This window comes from Hyphomonas polymorpha PS728 (assembly GCF_000685315.1).
GTDB classification, from domain to species: Bacteria; Pseudomonadota; Alphaproteobacteria; order Caulobacterales; family Hyphomonadaceae; genus Hyphomonas; species Hyphomonas polymorpha.
In genome coordinates this window covers 72,107-84,954 of record NZ_ARYM01000010.1, presented here as the reverse complement: position 1 = coordinate 84,954, position 12,848 = coordinate 72,107, and the positions used below count along the sequence as shown (strand labels likewise).

The 12,848-nt window shown below is 63.1% G+C and carries 15 protein-coding genes; 2 read left to right on the top strand and 13 right to left on the bottom strand.

Annotation, left to right across the window (positions count from 1 at the left end):
- Positions 1–57: 57 nt before the first annotated feature.
- From tolB to HPO_RS09925, 4 genes are read right to left on the bottom strand one after another with little or no spacing between them, the layout of a single operon-like run.
- Positions 58–1,413 (bottom strand): Tol-Pal system beta propeller repeat protein TolB, encoded by a 1,356-nt coding sequence (gene tolB, locus HPO_RS09940; RefSeq protein ID WP_035598048.1) that lies wholly within the window; start codon positions 1,411–1,413, stop codon positions 58–60.
- Between the two features lie 40 nt (positions 1,414–1,453).
- A complete protein-coding gene (locus HPO_RS19745) occupies positions 1,454–2,377 on the bottom strand; it encodes a hypothetical protein (RefSeq protein WP_051612500.1) in 924 nt (307 codons plus the stop codon).
- A gap of 23 nt (positions 2,378–2,400) precedes the next feature.
- Positions 2,401–2,850, bottom strand: coding sequence for an ExbD/TolR family protein (locus tag HPO_RS09930; protein ID WP_035597844.1), 450 nt, complete (start codon positions 2,848–2,850; stop codon positions 2,401–2,403).
- Between the two features lie 9 nt (positions 2,851–2,859).
- Complete coding sequence (locus tag HPO_RS09925; protein WP_035597842.1) at positions 2,860–3,570, bottom strand: MotA/TolQ/ExbB proton channel family protein; 711 nt, start codon at positions 3,568–3,570, stop codon at positions 2,860–2,862.
- A gap of 318 nt (positions 3,571–3,888) precedes the next feature.
- Here HPO_RS09925 and HPO_RS09920 point away from each other — a divergent pair, with 318 nt between their 5' ends.
- Positions 3,889–5,355 (top strand): PAN/Apple domain-containing protein, encoded by a 1,467-nt coding sequence (locus HPO_RS09920; RefSeq protein ID WP_035597839.1) that lies wholly within the window; start codon positions 3,889–3,891, stop codon positions 5,353–5,355.
- Between the two features lie 3 nt (positions 5,356–5,358).
- Here HPO_RS09920 and HPO_RS09915 read toward each other — a convergent pair whose 3' ends face one another.
- On the bottom strand, positions 5,359–5,811 hold the full coding sequence (locus tag HPO_RS09915) for a YbgC/FadM family acyl-CoA thioesterase (protein WP_035597836.1): 453 nt from the start codon (positions 5,809–5,811) through the stop codon (positions 5,359–5,361).
- Positions 5,808–6,950 carry a DUF3137 domain-containing protein gene (locus HPO_RS09910; RefSeq protein WP_035597833.1) on the bottom strand — a complete coding sequence of 381 codons (1,143 nt, stop codon included), beginning with the start codon at positions 6,948–6,950 and terminating at the stop codon, positions 5,808–5,810. The genes HPO_RS09915 and HPO_RS09910 overlap by 4 nt, the downstream gene beginning before the upstream one ends.
- Before the next feature lie 76 nt (positions 6,951–7,026).
- Here HPO_RS09910 and HPO_RS09905 point away from each other — a divergent pair, with 76 nt between their 5' ends.
- A complete protein-coding gene (locus tag HPO_RS09905; RefSeq protein WP_035597830.1) occupies positions 7,027–7,404 on the top strand; it encodes a DUF983 domain-containing protein in 378 nt (125 codons plus the stop codon).
- Here the strand turns inward: HPO_RS09905 and ruvB are convergent.
- The 7 genes from ruvB to HPO_RS09870 all read right to left on the bottom strand — a co-directional run bounded on the left by ruvB (position 7,401) and on the right by HPO_RS09870 (position 12,843).
- Entirely contained in the window at positions 7,401–8,435 is a 1,035-nt protein-coding gene (gene ruvB / locus HPO_RS09900) for a Holliday junction branch migration DNA helicase RuvB (protein WP_035597827.1), read from the bottom strand. The genes HPO_RS09905 and ruvB overlap by 4 nt on opposite strands.
- Positions 8,432–9,052 (bottom strand): Holliday junction branch migration protein RuvA, encoded by a 621-nt coding sequence (gene ruvA / locus HPO_RS09895; protein WP_199285913.1) that lies wholly within the window; start codon positions 9,050–9,052, stop codon positions 8,432–8,434. Before ruvA ends, ruvB begins: the two co-directional genes overlap by 4 nt.
- Positions 9,049–9,555 carry a crossover junction endodeoxyribonuclease RuvC gene (ruvC, locus tag HPO_RS09890; protein ID WP_084324261.1) on the bottom strand — a complete coding sequence of 169 codons (507 nt, stop codon included), beginning with the start codon at positions 9,553–9,555 and terminating at the stop codon, positions 9,049–9,051. The genes ruvA and ruvC overlap by 4 nt, the downstream gene beginning before the upstream one ends.
- A gap of 92 nt (positions 9,556–9,647) precedes the next feature.
- Positions 9,648–10,316, bottom strand: a complete 669-nt coding sequence (locus tag HPO_RS09885; protein WP_035597823.1) for a TrmH family RNA methyltransferase — start codon at positions 10,314–10,316, stop codon at positions 9,648–9,650.
- A gap of 130 nt (positions 10,317–10,446) precedes the next feature.
- Positions 10,447–11,037 carry a fasciclin domain-containing protein gene (locus tag HPO_RS09880; protein WP_084324260.1) on the bottom strand — a complete coding sequence of 197 codons (591 nt, stop codon included), beginning with the start codon at positions 11,035–11,037 and terminating at the stop codon, positions 10,447–10,449.
- Positions 11,038–11,174: 137 nt separating this feature from the next.
- The gene (locus HPO_RS09875) at positions 11,175–12,272 is read right to left on the bottom strand and encodes an aromatic ring-hydroxylating oxygenase subunit alpha (protein ID WP_035597821.1); all 1,098 of its coding nucleotides are present in this window, start codon (positions 12,270–12,272) and stop codon (positions 11,175–11,177) included.
- A gap of 7 nt (positions 12,273–12,279) precedes the next feature.
- Entirely contained in the window at positions 12,280–12,843 is a 564-nt protein-coding gene (locus HPO_RS09870; protein WP_084324259.1) for a protease inhibitor I42 family protein, read from the bottom strand.
- Between the last annotated feature and the right edge of the window lie 5 nt (positions 12,844–12,848).

Genomic DNA, 12,848 nt, shown 5'->3' with positions numbered 1-12,848 from the left:
ACAAAACGGCCTTATTTGGCCACATCCCGGGGCTACTGCCCCAGGATGGGGCAGATTCTACTGCAGAACTGGCGACCAGGCGGGGTCTGAAGCGTCGGTCTGGGTCATCACGCGGCGCTCGTTCCGGCCCGAAAGATCGACCGACCAGAGCTGGGGACCCGCACCCGGGCGGTTTTCGCGGAAGAAGACGATGACGCGGCCATTGGGCGACCAGTCCGGACCTTCATCCAGATAGGACTCCGAAAGCAGACGCTCGCCTTTGCCATCAATCCCGATGACGCCGATATAAAATTTGCCGCCTTCCTGTTTGGTGAAGGCAATCAGGTCACCGCGCGGGGACCAGACAGGCGTGGAATAGCGGCCCCGGCCAAAGGTGATACGGCAGGCGGTATCGCGGCCACCCGAAGGACAGGCGCGCGGGCTGCCGTCGGTGTTCATGATATAAAGCTGCGGTGTGCCGCCCCGGTCGGAGTTGAACACGATCGACTGGCCATCGGGCGACATCGAGGGCGACGTATCGATCGCCGGATGGTCCGTTAGACGGCGGCTTTCGCGCGTGCGCAAGTTCATGATGTAGATATCGGTATTGCCGCGCTGAGCCTGGGAGAGCAGCACGCTCTGGCCGTCGGTGGCAAAACGCGGGGCAAAGGTCATGCCGGGGAAATTACCCAGCAGTTCCTGACGGCCCGTCTCGATATTGAAGAGATAGACGCGCGGGCGGCCCCCTTCATACGACATATAGGTGATTTCCTGAGCCGAGGGGCTGAAGCGGGGCGTCAGCACGGTCGAGCGGCCGGAGGTGAGATATTGCTGGTTGGCCCCGTCGCTGTCCATGATGGCCAGGCGTTTCACACGTTCGGTCTTCGGGCCGGTTTCGGCGATGTAGACGATGCGAGTGTCGAAATACGGATCTTCGCCGGTGAGGCGGGTGTAGATCGAGTCGGCAATCTTGTGGGCAATACGGCGCCAGTTTTCCGGCGTGGTGGTGAGGCGGCGGCCCGGCTCTCCATTAATGCGCATCAGTTCCCCGCCATACACATCCCACAGGCGGAAGGAGACGGCGAGCTTGCCGTCGGGCAGTTCCTCGAAAGCGCCAACAACGAGCGCGTCCGTGCGGATGATCTTCCAGTCTGCAAAGCGCGGTTCGGCATTGATGGACAGATCGCGCTGGATGAAGGAGGCCGGGTTCTGCATGTCGAACAGGCCGGTGGAGGCGAGGTCAGCGCGCACCACATCGGCAATCTGCCGGGCAAGCTGGGTATTGGTCCCCGACACCTGGAAATCAGGGATGGCGATCGGCGTCGGCTTGAAGTTCCCTTCATCCACGCGGACCTGCAGCTGGGCACTGGCAGGCGCAGCCAGCCCAAGGGCCAACATGATGACTGCCAGGAGCGGCATCAGTCTTTTCAGCATCAGTTCGGACTCCTCATCGAATTCTTGCGACGCATCTGTCTCAACCCTGTTTCGGGCCAAGGGTCACGTCGATATCTTTCCAAAGCTCATAATCTTCCGCCGGCAGGCGATAATTGCCGATTTCACCGCATTTACGGACTGCCAGCAGCGCGCGGTCAACCGCGATGCCCGACCGGCCGACCGGGCGCGAGCGGGGATTGAGCAGGCTGGTGCTCATCACAGACCCGTCACGGGCGAGCTTCATGTTCACGGTAACATCAATCTGATGCTCGGGCGGCAGGTCATCGACCGTGGCCCAGCATTCCATGATCTGGCGGCGCAGAGCGGCCTGCAGCGAAGCGGTAGCGCCAGTGCGGGCCCCTGCCCCGGTCTGGTCGCGGTCGGAATTGGCCAGCACGGGACGGTCAGTCTGCTGCGCGTCGGGGCGCTGCTCGGAGGTGCGCTTGGATTGCAGTGCGCTCTCGAAGTCGTCAAGGAAAGAGAGATCATCCTTTGGCTTTGCCGGGGGCTTCTCCACCGGCTTGGGCTTCGGCTTGGGTTCCTCTTTTTTCGGTTCGGGCTTGGGCTCTGGCTTTTTCGGCGGCTCAGGCTCGGGCTGGCGTGGGTCGGGCACGGCAACCTCAGGCTCAGGCTCCGGGGCGGGCTCGGGCTCAGGCGGGGGCGGCTGTTCATCCACTGGCTCTGGCGCCGCTTCCGGTTGGGCTTCGGGCTGGGGCGTATCGGATTTGCGCAGCTCGGCGAGATCGGCAACCCGGCCGATCTCGACAAAGTCGATCGGCAGATCCGCCGAAGACGCGCACTGGGGCAGCTGCATCAGGATCTCGACCGAGCTGATACCGGGCTGCTCGCGCCGGATACGGTCGATCTGGTCCTGGCAGTCATCCCGGCTCTGCGGCCACGAGAATACCGCCATGGCCAGCACGCTGGCATGTACAAGAGCGGAAACTGTCAGGCCACGAAGCATTCGTTAAGCTGGCTCCTCAGGGGTCAGCGGGGGGTGTTGGTCTTCTGTTCAGTGATGAAGGACATCCGGGTAAAGCCGGCGCCGCGCACTTCGGCAGTCACGTCCATGACGATGCCATAGGGCACACTTTCATCGGCATAGAGGAACACGTCCTTGTCATACCCCTCCCCCACAATGGCCTGCAGCTGAGCGCCGAGGGCTTCAACGGGCACTTCGGTCTGCTGGATCAGGACCGTGCCATCGGCCTTCACCCACACCGTCAGCGGCGCATCATTGGGATCGGATTTGATCGGGGCGGACGTTGTCCGCGGAAGGTTCAGCTGCTCGCCGCGCACCAGCATGGGCGCGGTCACCATGAACACGATGAGCAGCACCAGCATGACGTCCACGAAAGGCGTCACGTTGATCTCGGCATTCAGGGAACGGCGCCCGCGCCGCCCGCCCTTGCCGCCAGAACCGAGGATCAGGCCCATGGGTGCTCCTCAGTCCCGCGCTGCATCCGACGCGCGCCGGGAAAGGCGCACGAGGACATCCTGGGAGAATGTGTCGAGCTGGTCGCCGAGCTTGGTCAGGTCGCTGGTGAACTTATTGTAGAAGATGACCGCCGGGATAGCGGCGATCAGGCCAAGGCCGGTGGCGAAGAGCGCTTCGGCAATTGGGCCGGCAACGGTGCCAAGGCTGGTATCCTGTTGTTCGGCGATGTTGAGGAAGGCGTTCATAATGCCCCAGACCGTGCCGAAGAGGCCGATGAAGGGCGACGCCGAACCGATGGTGGCCAGCACCGAGAGCCCGCTGCCTGCCCGGCCGAGTTCACGGTCTACCGCGGCGCGCATCGAGCGTTCGGCCCGGCTGACGATGGCGGAAGCTTCTGCCGGGGCCGGGCCCTTGCCTGCGTCCGACCATTCCCGAGCTGCCGAGATGAACACCCGGCTGGCAGGATCCTTGCCGCCCTGGCCGGGGCGCATGTCGATCTCGCCGGCACGGCCACTCCAGAAAGCGTCTTCAAAATCCCGTGAGGACTTCTTGAGGCCGCCCAGTTTGAAGAATTTCTCGCCGATCACGATCCACGACCATATCGACGCAAGGAACAGCGCGAGCAGCACCAGCTTCACGACCGGATCAGCAGCCATCAGCAGGCTGATCAGGGAAAAATCCGAATGGCTGGCAACCGTGCCGATTGCTTCCGTTTCCATGGGTCTTGTCATCTCCTTGGCCCGCCGGGGCAAATCACCCTGCCCTGAACCGCTTCTGCGGTAGCAGAAACGCGGGTGGGTTCAACTGCAGGCACTGGTTATTTCCGCTCTGTAATCTAGTGCAAATCCGGCAGAAACACGGCGTGTTGCAGGCTTTGCGCAGTCGATATGAGCCTTAGTGCATGATGGTTAAGCCATTATGGCAGATTCTTAATCTTCCGGAGGACGCGTGCCCCCCAATTCAGGGGCTGCGCGGCGGGCGCAAAGCATTCTAAAATCAGCCCAATTGCCGTTTGCCCCCCTCAAAGGCGCCTGCTCATGATCCGCAAGTTCCTGACCGCTAGCGTTCTCAGCGCGCTCACGCTCGCCTCTGCCGCCCAGGAGCCAGGACCAGGCTACAAACCGCTGATCGATGAGTATCATCAGACCCTCGAATACACGAACAAGGACTTCACCGGCAAAGACTGGAAAGCCTGCAAGGCCGTGTGCGAGGCCGACCGGCGCTGCCAGGCGTTTTCGCACTTCAAGCCGAACACCGGCGGGGCGCGTTGCATCCTGCGGCCCGGGATCGGCGGCGGGCACACTACAAAGGCCTGGGGCACGGTTTCGGGCGTGCGGGAAACGCCCATACCAGAACTCTCGCCGGAGCAGGCGTTTGCCAAATCCGAACGCGCCAAACGGTCGCTGGAAGAAGTGGTCGACCTCTATGCGCCGCGCATGAAGCCGCGCAAGCTGACGGCGGCGGAGAAGTCAGAGGCCAATGCCCTGCTGGCAAAGATCCATGACGACCCGGTCTGGCCGGATGTCGAGCGGCTGATGGTGCTGGCCGAATCCGGCGACAGGGAGGCGATGCTGAACCTGCTGAAGGCGTTCAAGGGGAAGCCGGACGGCTCGCAGTCCACCGGCATCTGGTTCACACCCTGGGAGAGCTGGTATGGCGTGCCGCAGGAAGGCATCGCGGCACGCTGGGCAGCCGAATACTGGATGCGGCACGGCGCCGACACGGTGGCGATGGGGTTCCTCATCAACGCCGACAGCCTGGAAGCCGGCCATGTGATCGAATACGGTGTTGAGGTTCCGCGCGACCAGAAGCTCCTGGGCAAGATGTGGGATTATTACTGGGGCAAAACAAAGAAGGCGCCCAAGCTGAAGATCAGCGCCGGCAAGGCATATCAGGGCGAAGCGGCGCTGCGTGCCAAGTATGACCGGCTTGTTGCCGGACGGCAGAGCGGCACCGAAACTCACCCCATCGTTAAGGATTGGACCGAGGCCTATGCACGCCGGCATCCGGAGGTGGCGGGATCGCTGGCCGCCGCGAAGACGGCCGAAGACAAGCGTGTGCAGGACGAGATCAACAGGCGCCTGGCGCAAGTGGCGTTGTCGCGTGAGAACAGCCAGCGGGTTTGGGACCGGCTGTCAGGCAAGTCCCAACTGACCCAGGAGGAGCGCCTGGAATTGGAAGCGCATGTTGGCAATCTGGGCGACGATTACTTGGAATCCTTCGCGGCCCGTTATCCGATCTCCTACGATTCCAGCGCCAAACGCCTGTGCGCGCTCGGCAATGCGGCCTGTGAACAGGCCAAAGCGAGCGTCGCCTTCGCACGTCAACTACAGGAAGCGGAGTATGCAAGGAACGCCCAGTTGAATGCTCAGGCGTCCGGGTCAAGCAGCGCTACCAGCTACAGCCTGCCATTCGTTGAAGTGCGCACCTATGACCGGAGCGGCAATTATGTCGGCACACAGACTATGACCCAGATGCAGGCAGATATAATTGGCGCCCGATAGGCGCTAGCCCTGCCAGCGATAGGCTTCCAGATGCTCGGAAATTTCCCGGATCGGGCGGCGCAGGCGCCCATCGGCATGGATCATCACCGCCGTGATTTCGCCTTCGGCCAATACCTCGTCCCCGCGCAGGCAGGTCTGGGAGAAGCGGATGCGCGGGCCATCCATGCCCAGATAGCGCGTGCGGATATGCAGAAGATCGTCCACCTTCGCGGGCTTGCGATACGTGACGCTCACATTGGTCAGCGTAAAGGCAGCGGGATCCTCCCGTGCCAGCAGCGACTGGTGCGAGATGCCGGCATCGCGCAGATGGTCTGACCGGCCCCGCTCGAAGAAGCGCAGATAGTTGGCGTGATACACCATGCCGGTGAAATCGGTGTCTTCATAATAGACGCGCACGGCAATCCAGTGCTGGCGCGCGGCATCGAAATTCTGGGCATCGAGAACAGGCAGGGTCATTCCCCGCCCGTATCAGACTTTCTCGCCAGCATGAAGGCGTGGGCCAGCGTATCGACCAGGGCGAGCGCGGCCGCCAGATCGCCTACGGTACGCTCCAGCGTTTCCGGGCTCCAGGCGCCGGTGACAAGATCAATCAACGCGAACCGGTCGCCCCCCGGAAAATCGAACACCAGCCGGTTACCCTTCCCCACCGCCCGGAAGGCCCCGCCTTCGGCCAGCGCGATCACCCGCTCGATCACGGCTGGATTGAAGATGGCGCGGGCCTCCACCTGATCGGTGGCGCGCAGCCGGTAAAGCTCCCCGAAAGCGCGCGGGCCAAGATCGACGTCGGCAAACCCGCTGGCAGTGCCCTGCGGCCAGCCCGTCTTGCGGGCGCGCAGCTGGGTGACGCCGTGCAACAGGAAGGGAGCTTCCAGCACGATCACCAGATGATGGATCGAGGGGGCGTCCTCCACGCGCTCGACCCATTCGAAGAGTTCAAAATCAATCCCCGCGCGCCGCCCATGGAAACCATCTTCCACCTGTCTCTGCCGGGCAGCCGCCTCCTGATACTGCGCCTTCTGCTCGGCCGACCCGACAACATAGACATTGGACTCGATCATCAGCCCGGCATCGCGCGCGGCGGCGACGGCGTCCTCCATGCCGCCTGCTTGCTCCATCGCCTGGGCCGCCTCCTTCAACTCGCCGGGCGCCCAGGATTGGTCAGAAAGCCATTTGAGCGCCAGCGGCATTCCCCCAGGCACCGCCACATAGGAGAGCCCCAGTGGCGCGCCCAATGCCGACAGGGCTTTCGCCCGGAGAAGCAGGCGTGACTTGGCGTCCAGCAGCAGCCGGATCAGGCTGTTCCGGAACAGGAACAATGACCCAAGGATGCAGCCGAAGAACAGTAGCGGGAACAGGATGAAGGTGAGGGCTTCTCCCCACCATGTCCCCGGCGTGAACGCCTCAACCAGGAAGAAACAGACAATGAAGGCGATAAACCCGCCAAAGAAGGCCCGGCTGATCCGGCCTTTGAGGCGGGCACCATCGCCCGCCTTCAGATCAGCGCTTTCCAGGATCGGCAACACAGTGGCTTCGGCATGCGCCCGCAGCCCGGCAAACCCGTCCAGCTTCTCGATATCGTCCCAACCCATCCCCATGGCAAAAGGCTAGCAGGCAGGGTGTGCGGCGTCATCCCTCATAACAGGGGGGCGCCTTCAGGGTGTAAGCGGGGGAATGCCAGAGACCGCGCCGCCCTCTTCTCCCCTGCTGCCCGTGCTGCGGGGACTGGGCCATCGCTGCCCGAATTGCGGGCGCGGGAAGCTTTATGCGCGCTATCTGAAGCAGGTTTCCGAATGCAGCGCGTGCGGCGCGCCGATCGGGGGGATCCGCGCCGAAGATGGCCCGCCCTGGCTGACCGTGCTGATCCTCGGGCCCTTCCTGGCAGGCCTCACCTTCATCAGCGCGCGTCAGGAAAACTGGCCGATCTGGATCAAGCTGCCGGCACTCGGCGCATTTGCGATCTTCGCCGTGCTGATGCTCCTTCCCCGGATCAAGGGGGCGATCATCGGCCTCTTATGGGCGATGGGCGCGCAGGAGAAGGAAGAGGACTAACTTTCGTCTTCCCCGAACAGGGCAGACTGCTGGCCCTGCGGGGCCTTGAGGCCGAGGCGTTCATAAGCAAGCGGCGCTGCCACCCGCCCGCGCGGCGTGCGCGCCACATAGCCCTTCTGCATCAGATAAGGTTCGATCACGTCTTCCACCGCGTCGCGCGCTTCAGACAGGGCCGCCGCCAGCGTATCGGCGCCCACGGGGCCGCCCGCATAGGTTTTCACCAGCGCGTGCAGATAGCGCCGGTCAAGCGCGTCGAGGCCGTCCTCATCGATTTCCAGACGCTTCAGCGCCTTGGCGGCAGAGGCGCGGTTGATGGCGGCGCCGTCGGCCTCGGCAAAGTCGCGCACGCGGCGCAGGAGGCGCAGCGCGATCCGCGGCGTGCCGCGCGCGCGGGCGGCAATCTCCACCGCGCCATCTTCCGTGATCTGAGCACCGAGCTTGCGGCCCGCCGCCATCACGATGCGGCCAAGTTCCTCGGCCTCATAGAATTCCAGCCGCACCGGGATACCGAACCGGTCGCGCAGCGGCGTTGCCAGCAGGCCCGCGCGCGTGGTGGCGCCCACCAGCGTGAAGGGCGCGAGATCCAGCCGCACGGAGCGCGCCGCCGGCCCCTCCCCGATCACGATATCGAGGGCGTAATCCTCCATTGCCGGATAGAGGATTTCCTCCACGATGGCCGGCAGGCGGTGGATCTCGTCGATGAAGAGCACATCATTGGGCTCAAGATTGGTGAGGATGGCGGCAAGATCGCCCGCCTTGGCGATGACTGGCCCGGACGTGGCGCGGAAGCCGACGCCCATTTCCCGCGCCAAAATCTGCGCCAGCGTTGTCTTGCCAAGGCCCGGCGGGCCGAACAGCAACACATGGTCCAGCGCTTCCTTGCGTCCGCGCGCGGCCTCGACATAGACCTTGAGATTGGCCTTCGCCTTGCGCTGGCCGACATAATCCTCAAACGTCTGTGGACGGAGGGCGCGGTCGAGCGCATCGCCGCCTTGGGCGTTAGGATCGGAGAGGCTTCCTTCGCGGCTCACCGCGCCAGCTCCTTCAGCGCGCCTTTCACGAGGGCGCCGACTTCATCGGCGCCGTCTTTCGCGGCGGCGGCAACGGCCTTGGCCGCTTCGCCTTGCGTATAGCCGAGATTGACCAGCGCGCTGACAGCTTCGGCGCGGCTGCCCGTGACACCTTCAGGGCGGGCAGACGCAAGGCCCGCAACCGCCGCCACCTCAAATTTGCCGAATCGCCCAAGCGGCGGCGCCTTACCGGCCAGTTCCGTCACGATCCGTTCACCGAGCTTCTTGCCGATACCCTTGGCGCGGGTGAAGGCGCCTGCATCGCCCAGCGCAATCGCGTCCATGATCTCTGCCGGGGAGAGGCCATCGAGAATGGCGAGGGCAGACTTTCCGGCAACGCCCGGCACATCCTGCAGGCGCACGAACCAGGCGCGCTCTTCATCGGTGGCGAAGGCAAAAAGCGTGATCGAGCTTTCGGTGACGCGCGTTTCGATATGGGCGGTGATCTTGTCGCCGGTCTGCAGCTTTGCCAGCAGGCGCGTGCCCGCCAGCGCGACATAGCCGACGCCGTTCACATCGATCAGCACATGATCGAGCCCGACGGCGGCGACCTCGCCCCTCAGACGTCCGATAATCATGCCGCCCCCTTCTTGATCATCTGCATCGGCAGATGGTGCGCCGCGCAGATGGCGCAGGCAAGGGCATCAGCGGCGTCCAGCTTCATCTCCCCTGCCCTCGGAAGCAGGCGCTGGACCATGAATTTCACCTGATCCTTGTCTGCCGTGCCAGTGCCGACGACCGAGAGCTTGATCTGGCGGGGCGCAAATTCGGCCACGGGCACGCCAGCCATGGCAAGGGCCGCCATCGCCGCCCCGCGCGCCTGGCCAAGCTTCAGCGCCGAGCGAGGATTGGCGTTCACCAGGGTTTCTTCCACCCCGGCCGCATGGGGTTCATGATGGCGGGCAAGCTCCCCCACCGCCTCGAAGATATGGCCCAGGCGCTCTGCCATCGACAGGTCTGTCGGCGCCTCGATGACGCCATGGGCGATATGCACGAGGCGGGCGCCGGCCTGCTCGATGATGCCCCAGCCAGTATGGCGGAGGCCCGGATCGATGCCGAGGATGCGAATCGGGGTGCTCATGCGTGCCACCCTATCAGGGAGAGTGGTTAATGGCAGCTTGCATTTTCACTTTTTGTTCGCCCGAAGCGGGAAGCACGAATTACGTTAGCGGCCTAACTTTTCCTGGCCTTGGCAAAAGCCGGCTTCGGTGGGAGCTCAGTCGGCAACGGCATTGCCCGCTCTCCCCTGCGATTGCGCATCGCGTATTTGCTTTGGTAAGCTCGGCGTTGCTTTGCGACCTCGTAGAGAACAATACCCGAGCTCGTGCCAAGATTTAGACTTTCGATCATGCCGAACATCGGAATGCTAACGCACATATCGCTGCGTTCAACGGCGAGGTCGCTTATGCCGGTTCCTTCATTCCCGAACCATACGGCCAGTTTAGGAAAAACGGTATAGTCGCCTTCATGCAGGAAGATGCTGGTTTTCCCTTTCACGTGCGGCGAGGTTACGACCGATGTGAAGTTATTCTTTTCCAGATATTCGTAGCATGCCGCAGTGCTGTCGAAGCGCTTCACAAAAGTCCATTTCACTGCGGAGGCGGAAAGTTTCGAGAGCGCCCTTTCTTCTCGAAAATCTTTCCAATCTTCCGGAATTACCTTATGCGGATCAACCACCAGGACCTTCTCAACCCCTAACGCATTTGCATTTCTGATCACTGATCCAATATTCTTGGGATTGTCGGGGTTCTCGAGAACAGCGACCAGATTCTTGCACCGAAACGGCTTGATTTCATTCGCGCGGCTACGAACCGAACTCTTCGATTTGGTTTTATCGTTCATTGCAGCCTCAATTGCACACGCATCAATGATGCCCGCCACCGCGAGGCGTTGCAACCACGAGATGCTCACATAAAAGCCGCGCGAGCCTTCCGGCTGGCGCGGCTTTCGCTGTTTCAGCCTGTGTCCCGGCCTATTCTTCCATGCGCGGGATCAGCACCCCGTCGATGACATGGATGACGCCGTTGGAGGCCTGAATGTCGGACGTGGCGACCGTGTACTGGTTCACCATCACCGTGCCATCGGCCAGGCGGCGGACAGAGAGATCCAGATTGTTGATGCTGGCGGTCGCCACGCCCGCGTCTTCGGCCGGCACATCCCCAGCAAGCACCTTGCCCGGAATGACGTGATAGCCGACGATCCGGGTCAGCTTGTCCTTGTTTTCCGGCAGCAGCAGCGTGTCGAGCTCGCCGGGCGCCAGCGCGGCGAAGGCTTCATTGGTCGGGGCAAATACCGTGTAGGGGCCAGGGCCGGCCAGCGTTTCGCTGAGGCCGGCCGCATCGATGGCGGCCAGCAGGGTCGAGAAGTCCGGATTGGTGGCGGCCACATCCACCAGCGTCAGATCCTCGGCCGGCTGGGCCTGGTCAGCCAACGGCGCGTCAATCGGTGTTTCCGGCGCTTCCACCGGTGGCGGCGCAACCGCCGGGGTCCCGTCTTCGGTGGCGGGCGAACAGGCCGCGAGGGCAAACACGCTCGCAGCGGCAGCAAAGAAAAACGGTTTCATAAGGCAGATCCTTTTGATGGCGCGCCTTGGGGGAATGAGAGGCGCGGGCCTCTACATGGGGCGATCCCGCCCTGCGGCCAGAGGCCAACCTCTTCCTTTTCCGGGGCATTTTCAGGGCAAATTGGAGGCAGCTTGCCTCAACTCATCCATCTCAGCACACGCGGCTCAATCGGGTTGGTGAAGCCTCGGTCTTCGCTGCGGGCGGCGGTCCATTCGCGTTTCAGCATCTGATACCATTTGGCCTGCACATCGATATCGTCGATCCACAGCATCGCCTTCTGATGAGCCATGCCCTGGTTTTGCAAATCCACCATGTGCCCGTCCTGCGCGAGGAAGGTCTTGCCCATGCGTTTGGCCATCGGGATGGCAAGGGTGAGCAGCGGCGCGCCCGTCCACCAGGTGAACTGGGTAATCCGTGTACGTTTGGGCGCTTCCGGCGTCAGACAGGTGAGCGTCAGAAGGCGCGCGGTATTGTTGGAGATGATCTCCCACCGGTAGCCCGGCAGCTGGAAGCGGATCTCGGTCATCACATCGCCGCCGAACACCCAGCGATAGAGCTTGGAGTTGGAGGACGGCGCGTGCCGGTCAATCGCCCAGCCGCGCAGGGTTGGCACGAACGGCTTTTCCTTGAGTTTCAGCCCCGCAGAGGGCGGGCGCCACCACCACTGATTATGCACGAAGGGCACATGCGCCGGGTCCATCAGGCCGACCACCGCATCATCCATATGCGCGTTGAAGATGTCATGGATGACAAAGCCCGGCTTGTCCGGAAGTGGCCCGAAATCCGGGGGCGGAACAACTGGCGGCGCAGCAGAGCGCGGGTCGTGCGCCACATAGATATAAACCGCGCCGTTTGCCTCATGCACCGGATAGCGGCGCACCTTCACCTTTGAAGGATCATAGGGGCTGCCTTCGGTGAGGCTCGGCATCAGCTTGCAGCCGCCATCGGTGCCAAAGCGCCAGCCATGATAGGGACATTGCAACGTCCACTGACCATCTGTCTCCACCTGCTGGCCCGCCGATAGCGGCACCAGCCGGTGGGGGCAGATGTCGCGCAGCGCAAACGCCTCCCCTGCCGGCGTGCGCCCCACCACCACAGGCTCGCCCAGCATCATGATCCGCTGCTGCCGGCCCGCCTTCAGCTCCGCAGACGGCGCAGCCAGATACCAGCTGTCGGTCAGGAAGCCGTCGGCGGTGATACCGGTTTTCGGCGGGGTGTGCTGGGTGTCGGGCAAGGGCGGCCTACTCTGCAGCGGTGACCGTAACGGTCACTTCAAATGTGTCGCTGGCCGGTTCATCTGATTCCCAGGGGCGGCCTTCTGTCAGCTTCACCACACCGGTGCCGGGCGCGGAGGCCTTCAGATCAAAGCTCATATAATGATTGCCCCCCGTAAAGCCCGGCTGGCTTTGCAGCGCCGGATTGGTGGCGCGGGTATTCTCACCCGTCAGTTCCAGGAAATCGGGCTTTTCGGCGATCTGCCAGACATAGCCGGCCGTGGGCACGGATTCGAGTTCGATCCGGAGGATCTGGCCCGCCGGAACAGAAATCTCCCCGCCCTTCTTGTCTTCGCCGACATAGACAACGCCCGCCTCTGCCTCTGCTTGGGCGGCCTCTGCAGCGGCGGTCTGAGCGGCTTCATCCGGCATCTCGCCCATCATCTCATCCCCGGCTGCAGCCATTTCGCCTTCCACATCGACGGCCGGCGGCTCGACACTGCCGGTGTCTACCGGGGTCTCCGCCGGCGCGCAGGCCGCAACGCCAAGCGCCACCGCGCCAGCCAGCATCATTCCAATCGGGTATCGCATGAGAA

Coding starts and splice junctions, on each gene's coding strand:
- HPO_RS09870 (WP_084324259.1), bottom strand. CDS start 12,843: ATGCGATACCCGATTGGAATGATGCTGGCTGGCGCGGTGGCGCTTGGC.
- HPO_RS09880 (WP_084324260.1), bottom strand. CDS start 11,037: ATGAAACCGTTTTTCTTTGCTGCCGCTGCGAGCGTGTTTGCCCTCGCG.
- HPO_RS09885 (WP_035597823.1), bottom strand. CDS start 10,316: ATGAACGATAAAACCAAATCGAAGAGTTCGGTTCGTAGCCGCGCGAAT.
- ruvC (WP_084324261.1), bottom strand. CDS start 9,555: ATGAGCACCCCGATTCGCATCCTCGGCATCGATCCGGGCCTCCGCCAT.
- HPO_RS09910 (WP_035597833.1), bottom strand. CDS start 6,950: ATGGGGATGGGTTGGGACGATATCGAGAAGCTGGACGGGTTTGCCGGG.
- HPO_RS09930 (WP_035597844.1), bottom strand. CDS start 2,850: ATGGGCCTGATCCTCGGTTCTGGCGGCAAGGGCGGGCGGCGCGGGCGC.
- HPO_RS19745 (WP_051612500.1), bottom strand. CDS start 2,377: ATGCTTCGTGGCCTGACAGTTTCCGCTCTTGTACATGCCAGCGTGCTG.
- HPO_RS09925 (WP_035597842.1), bottom strand. CDS start 3,570: ATGGAAACGGAAGCAATCGGCACGGTTGCCAGCCATTCGGATTTTTCC.
- tolB (WP_035598048.1), bottom strand. CDS start 1,413: ATGCTGAAAAGACTGATGCCGCTCCTGGCAGTCATCATGTTGGCCCTT.
- ruvA (WP_199285913.1), bottom strand. CDS start 9,052: ATGATTATCGGACGTCTGAGGGGCGAGGTCGCCGCCGTCGGGCTCGAT.
- HPO_RS09920 (WP_035597839.1), top strand. CDS start 3,889: ATGATCCGCAAGTTCCTGACCGCTAGCGTTCTCAGCGCGCTCACGCTC.
- HPO_RS09915 (WP_035597836.1), bottom strand. CDS start 5,811: ATGACCCTGCCTGTTCTCGATGCCCAGAATTTCGATGCCGCGCGCCAG.
- HPO_RS09905 (WP_035597830.1), top strand. CDS start 7,027: ATGCCAGAGACCGCGCCGCCCTCTTCTCCCCTGCTGCCCGTGCTGCGG.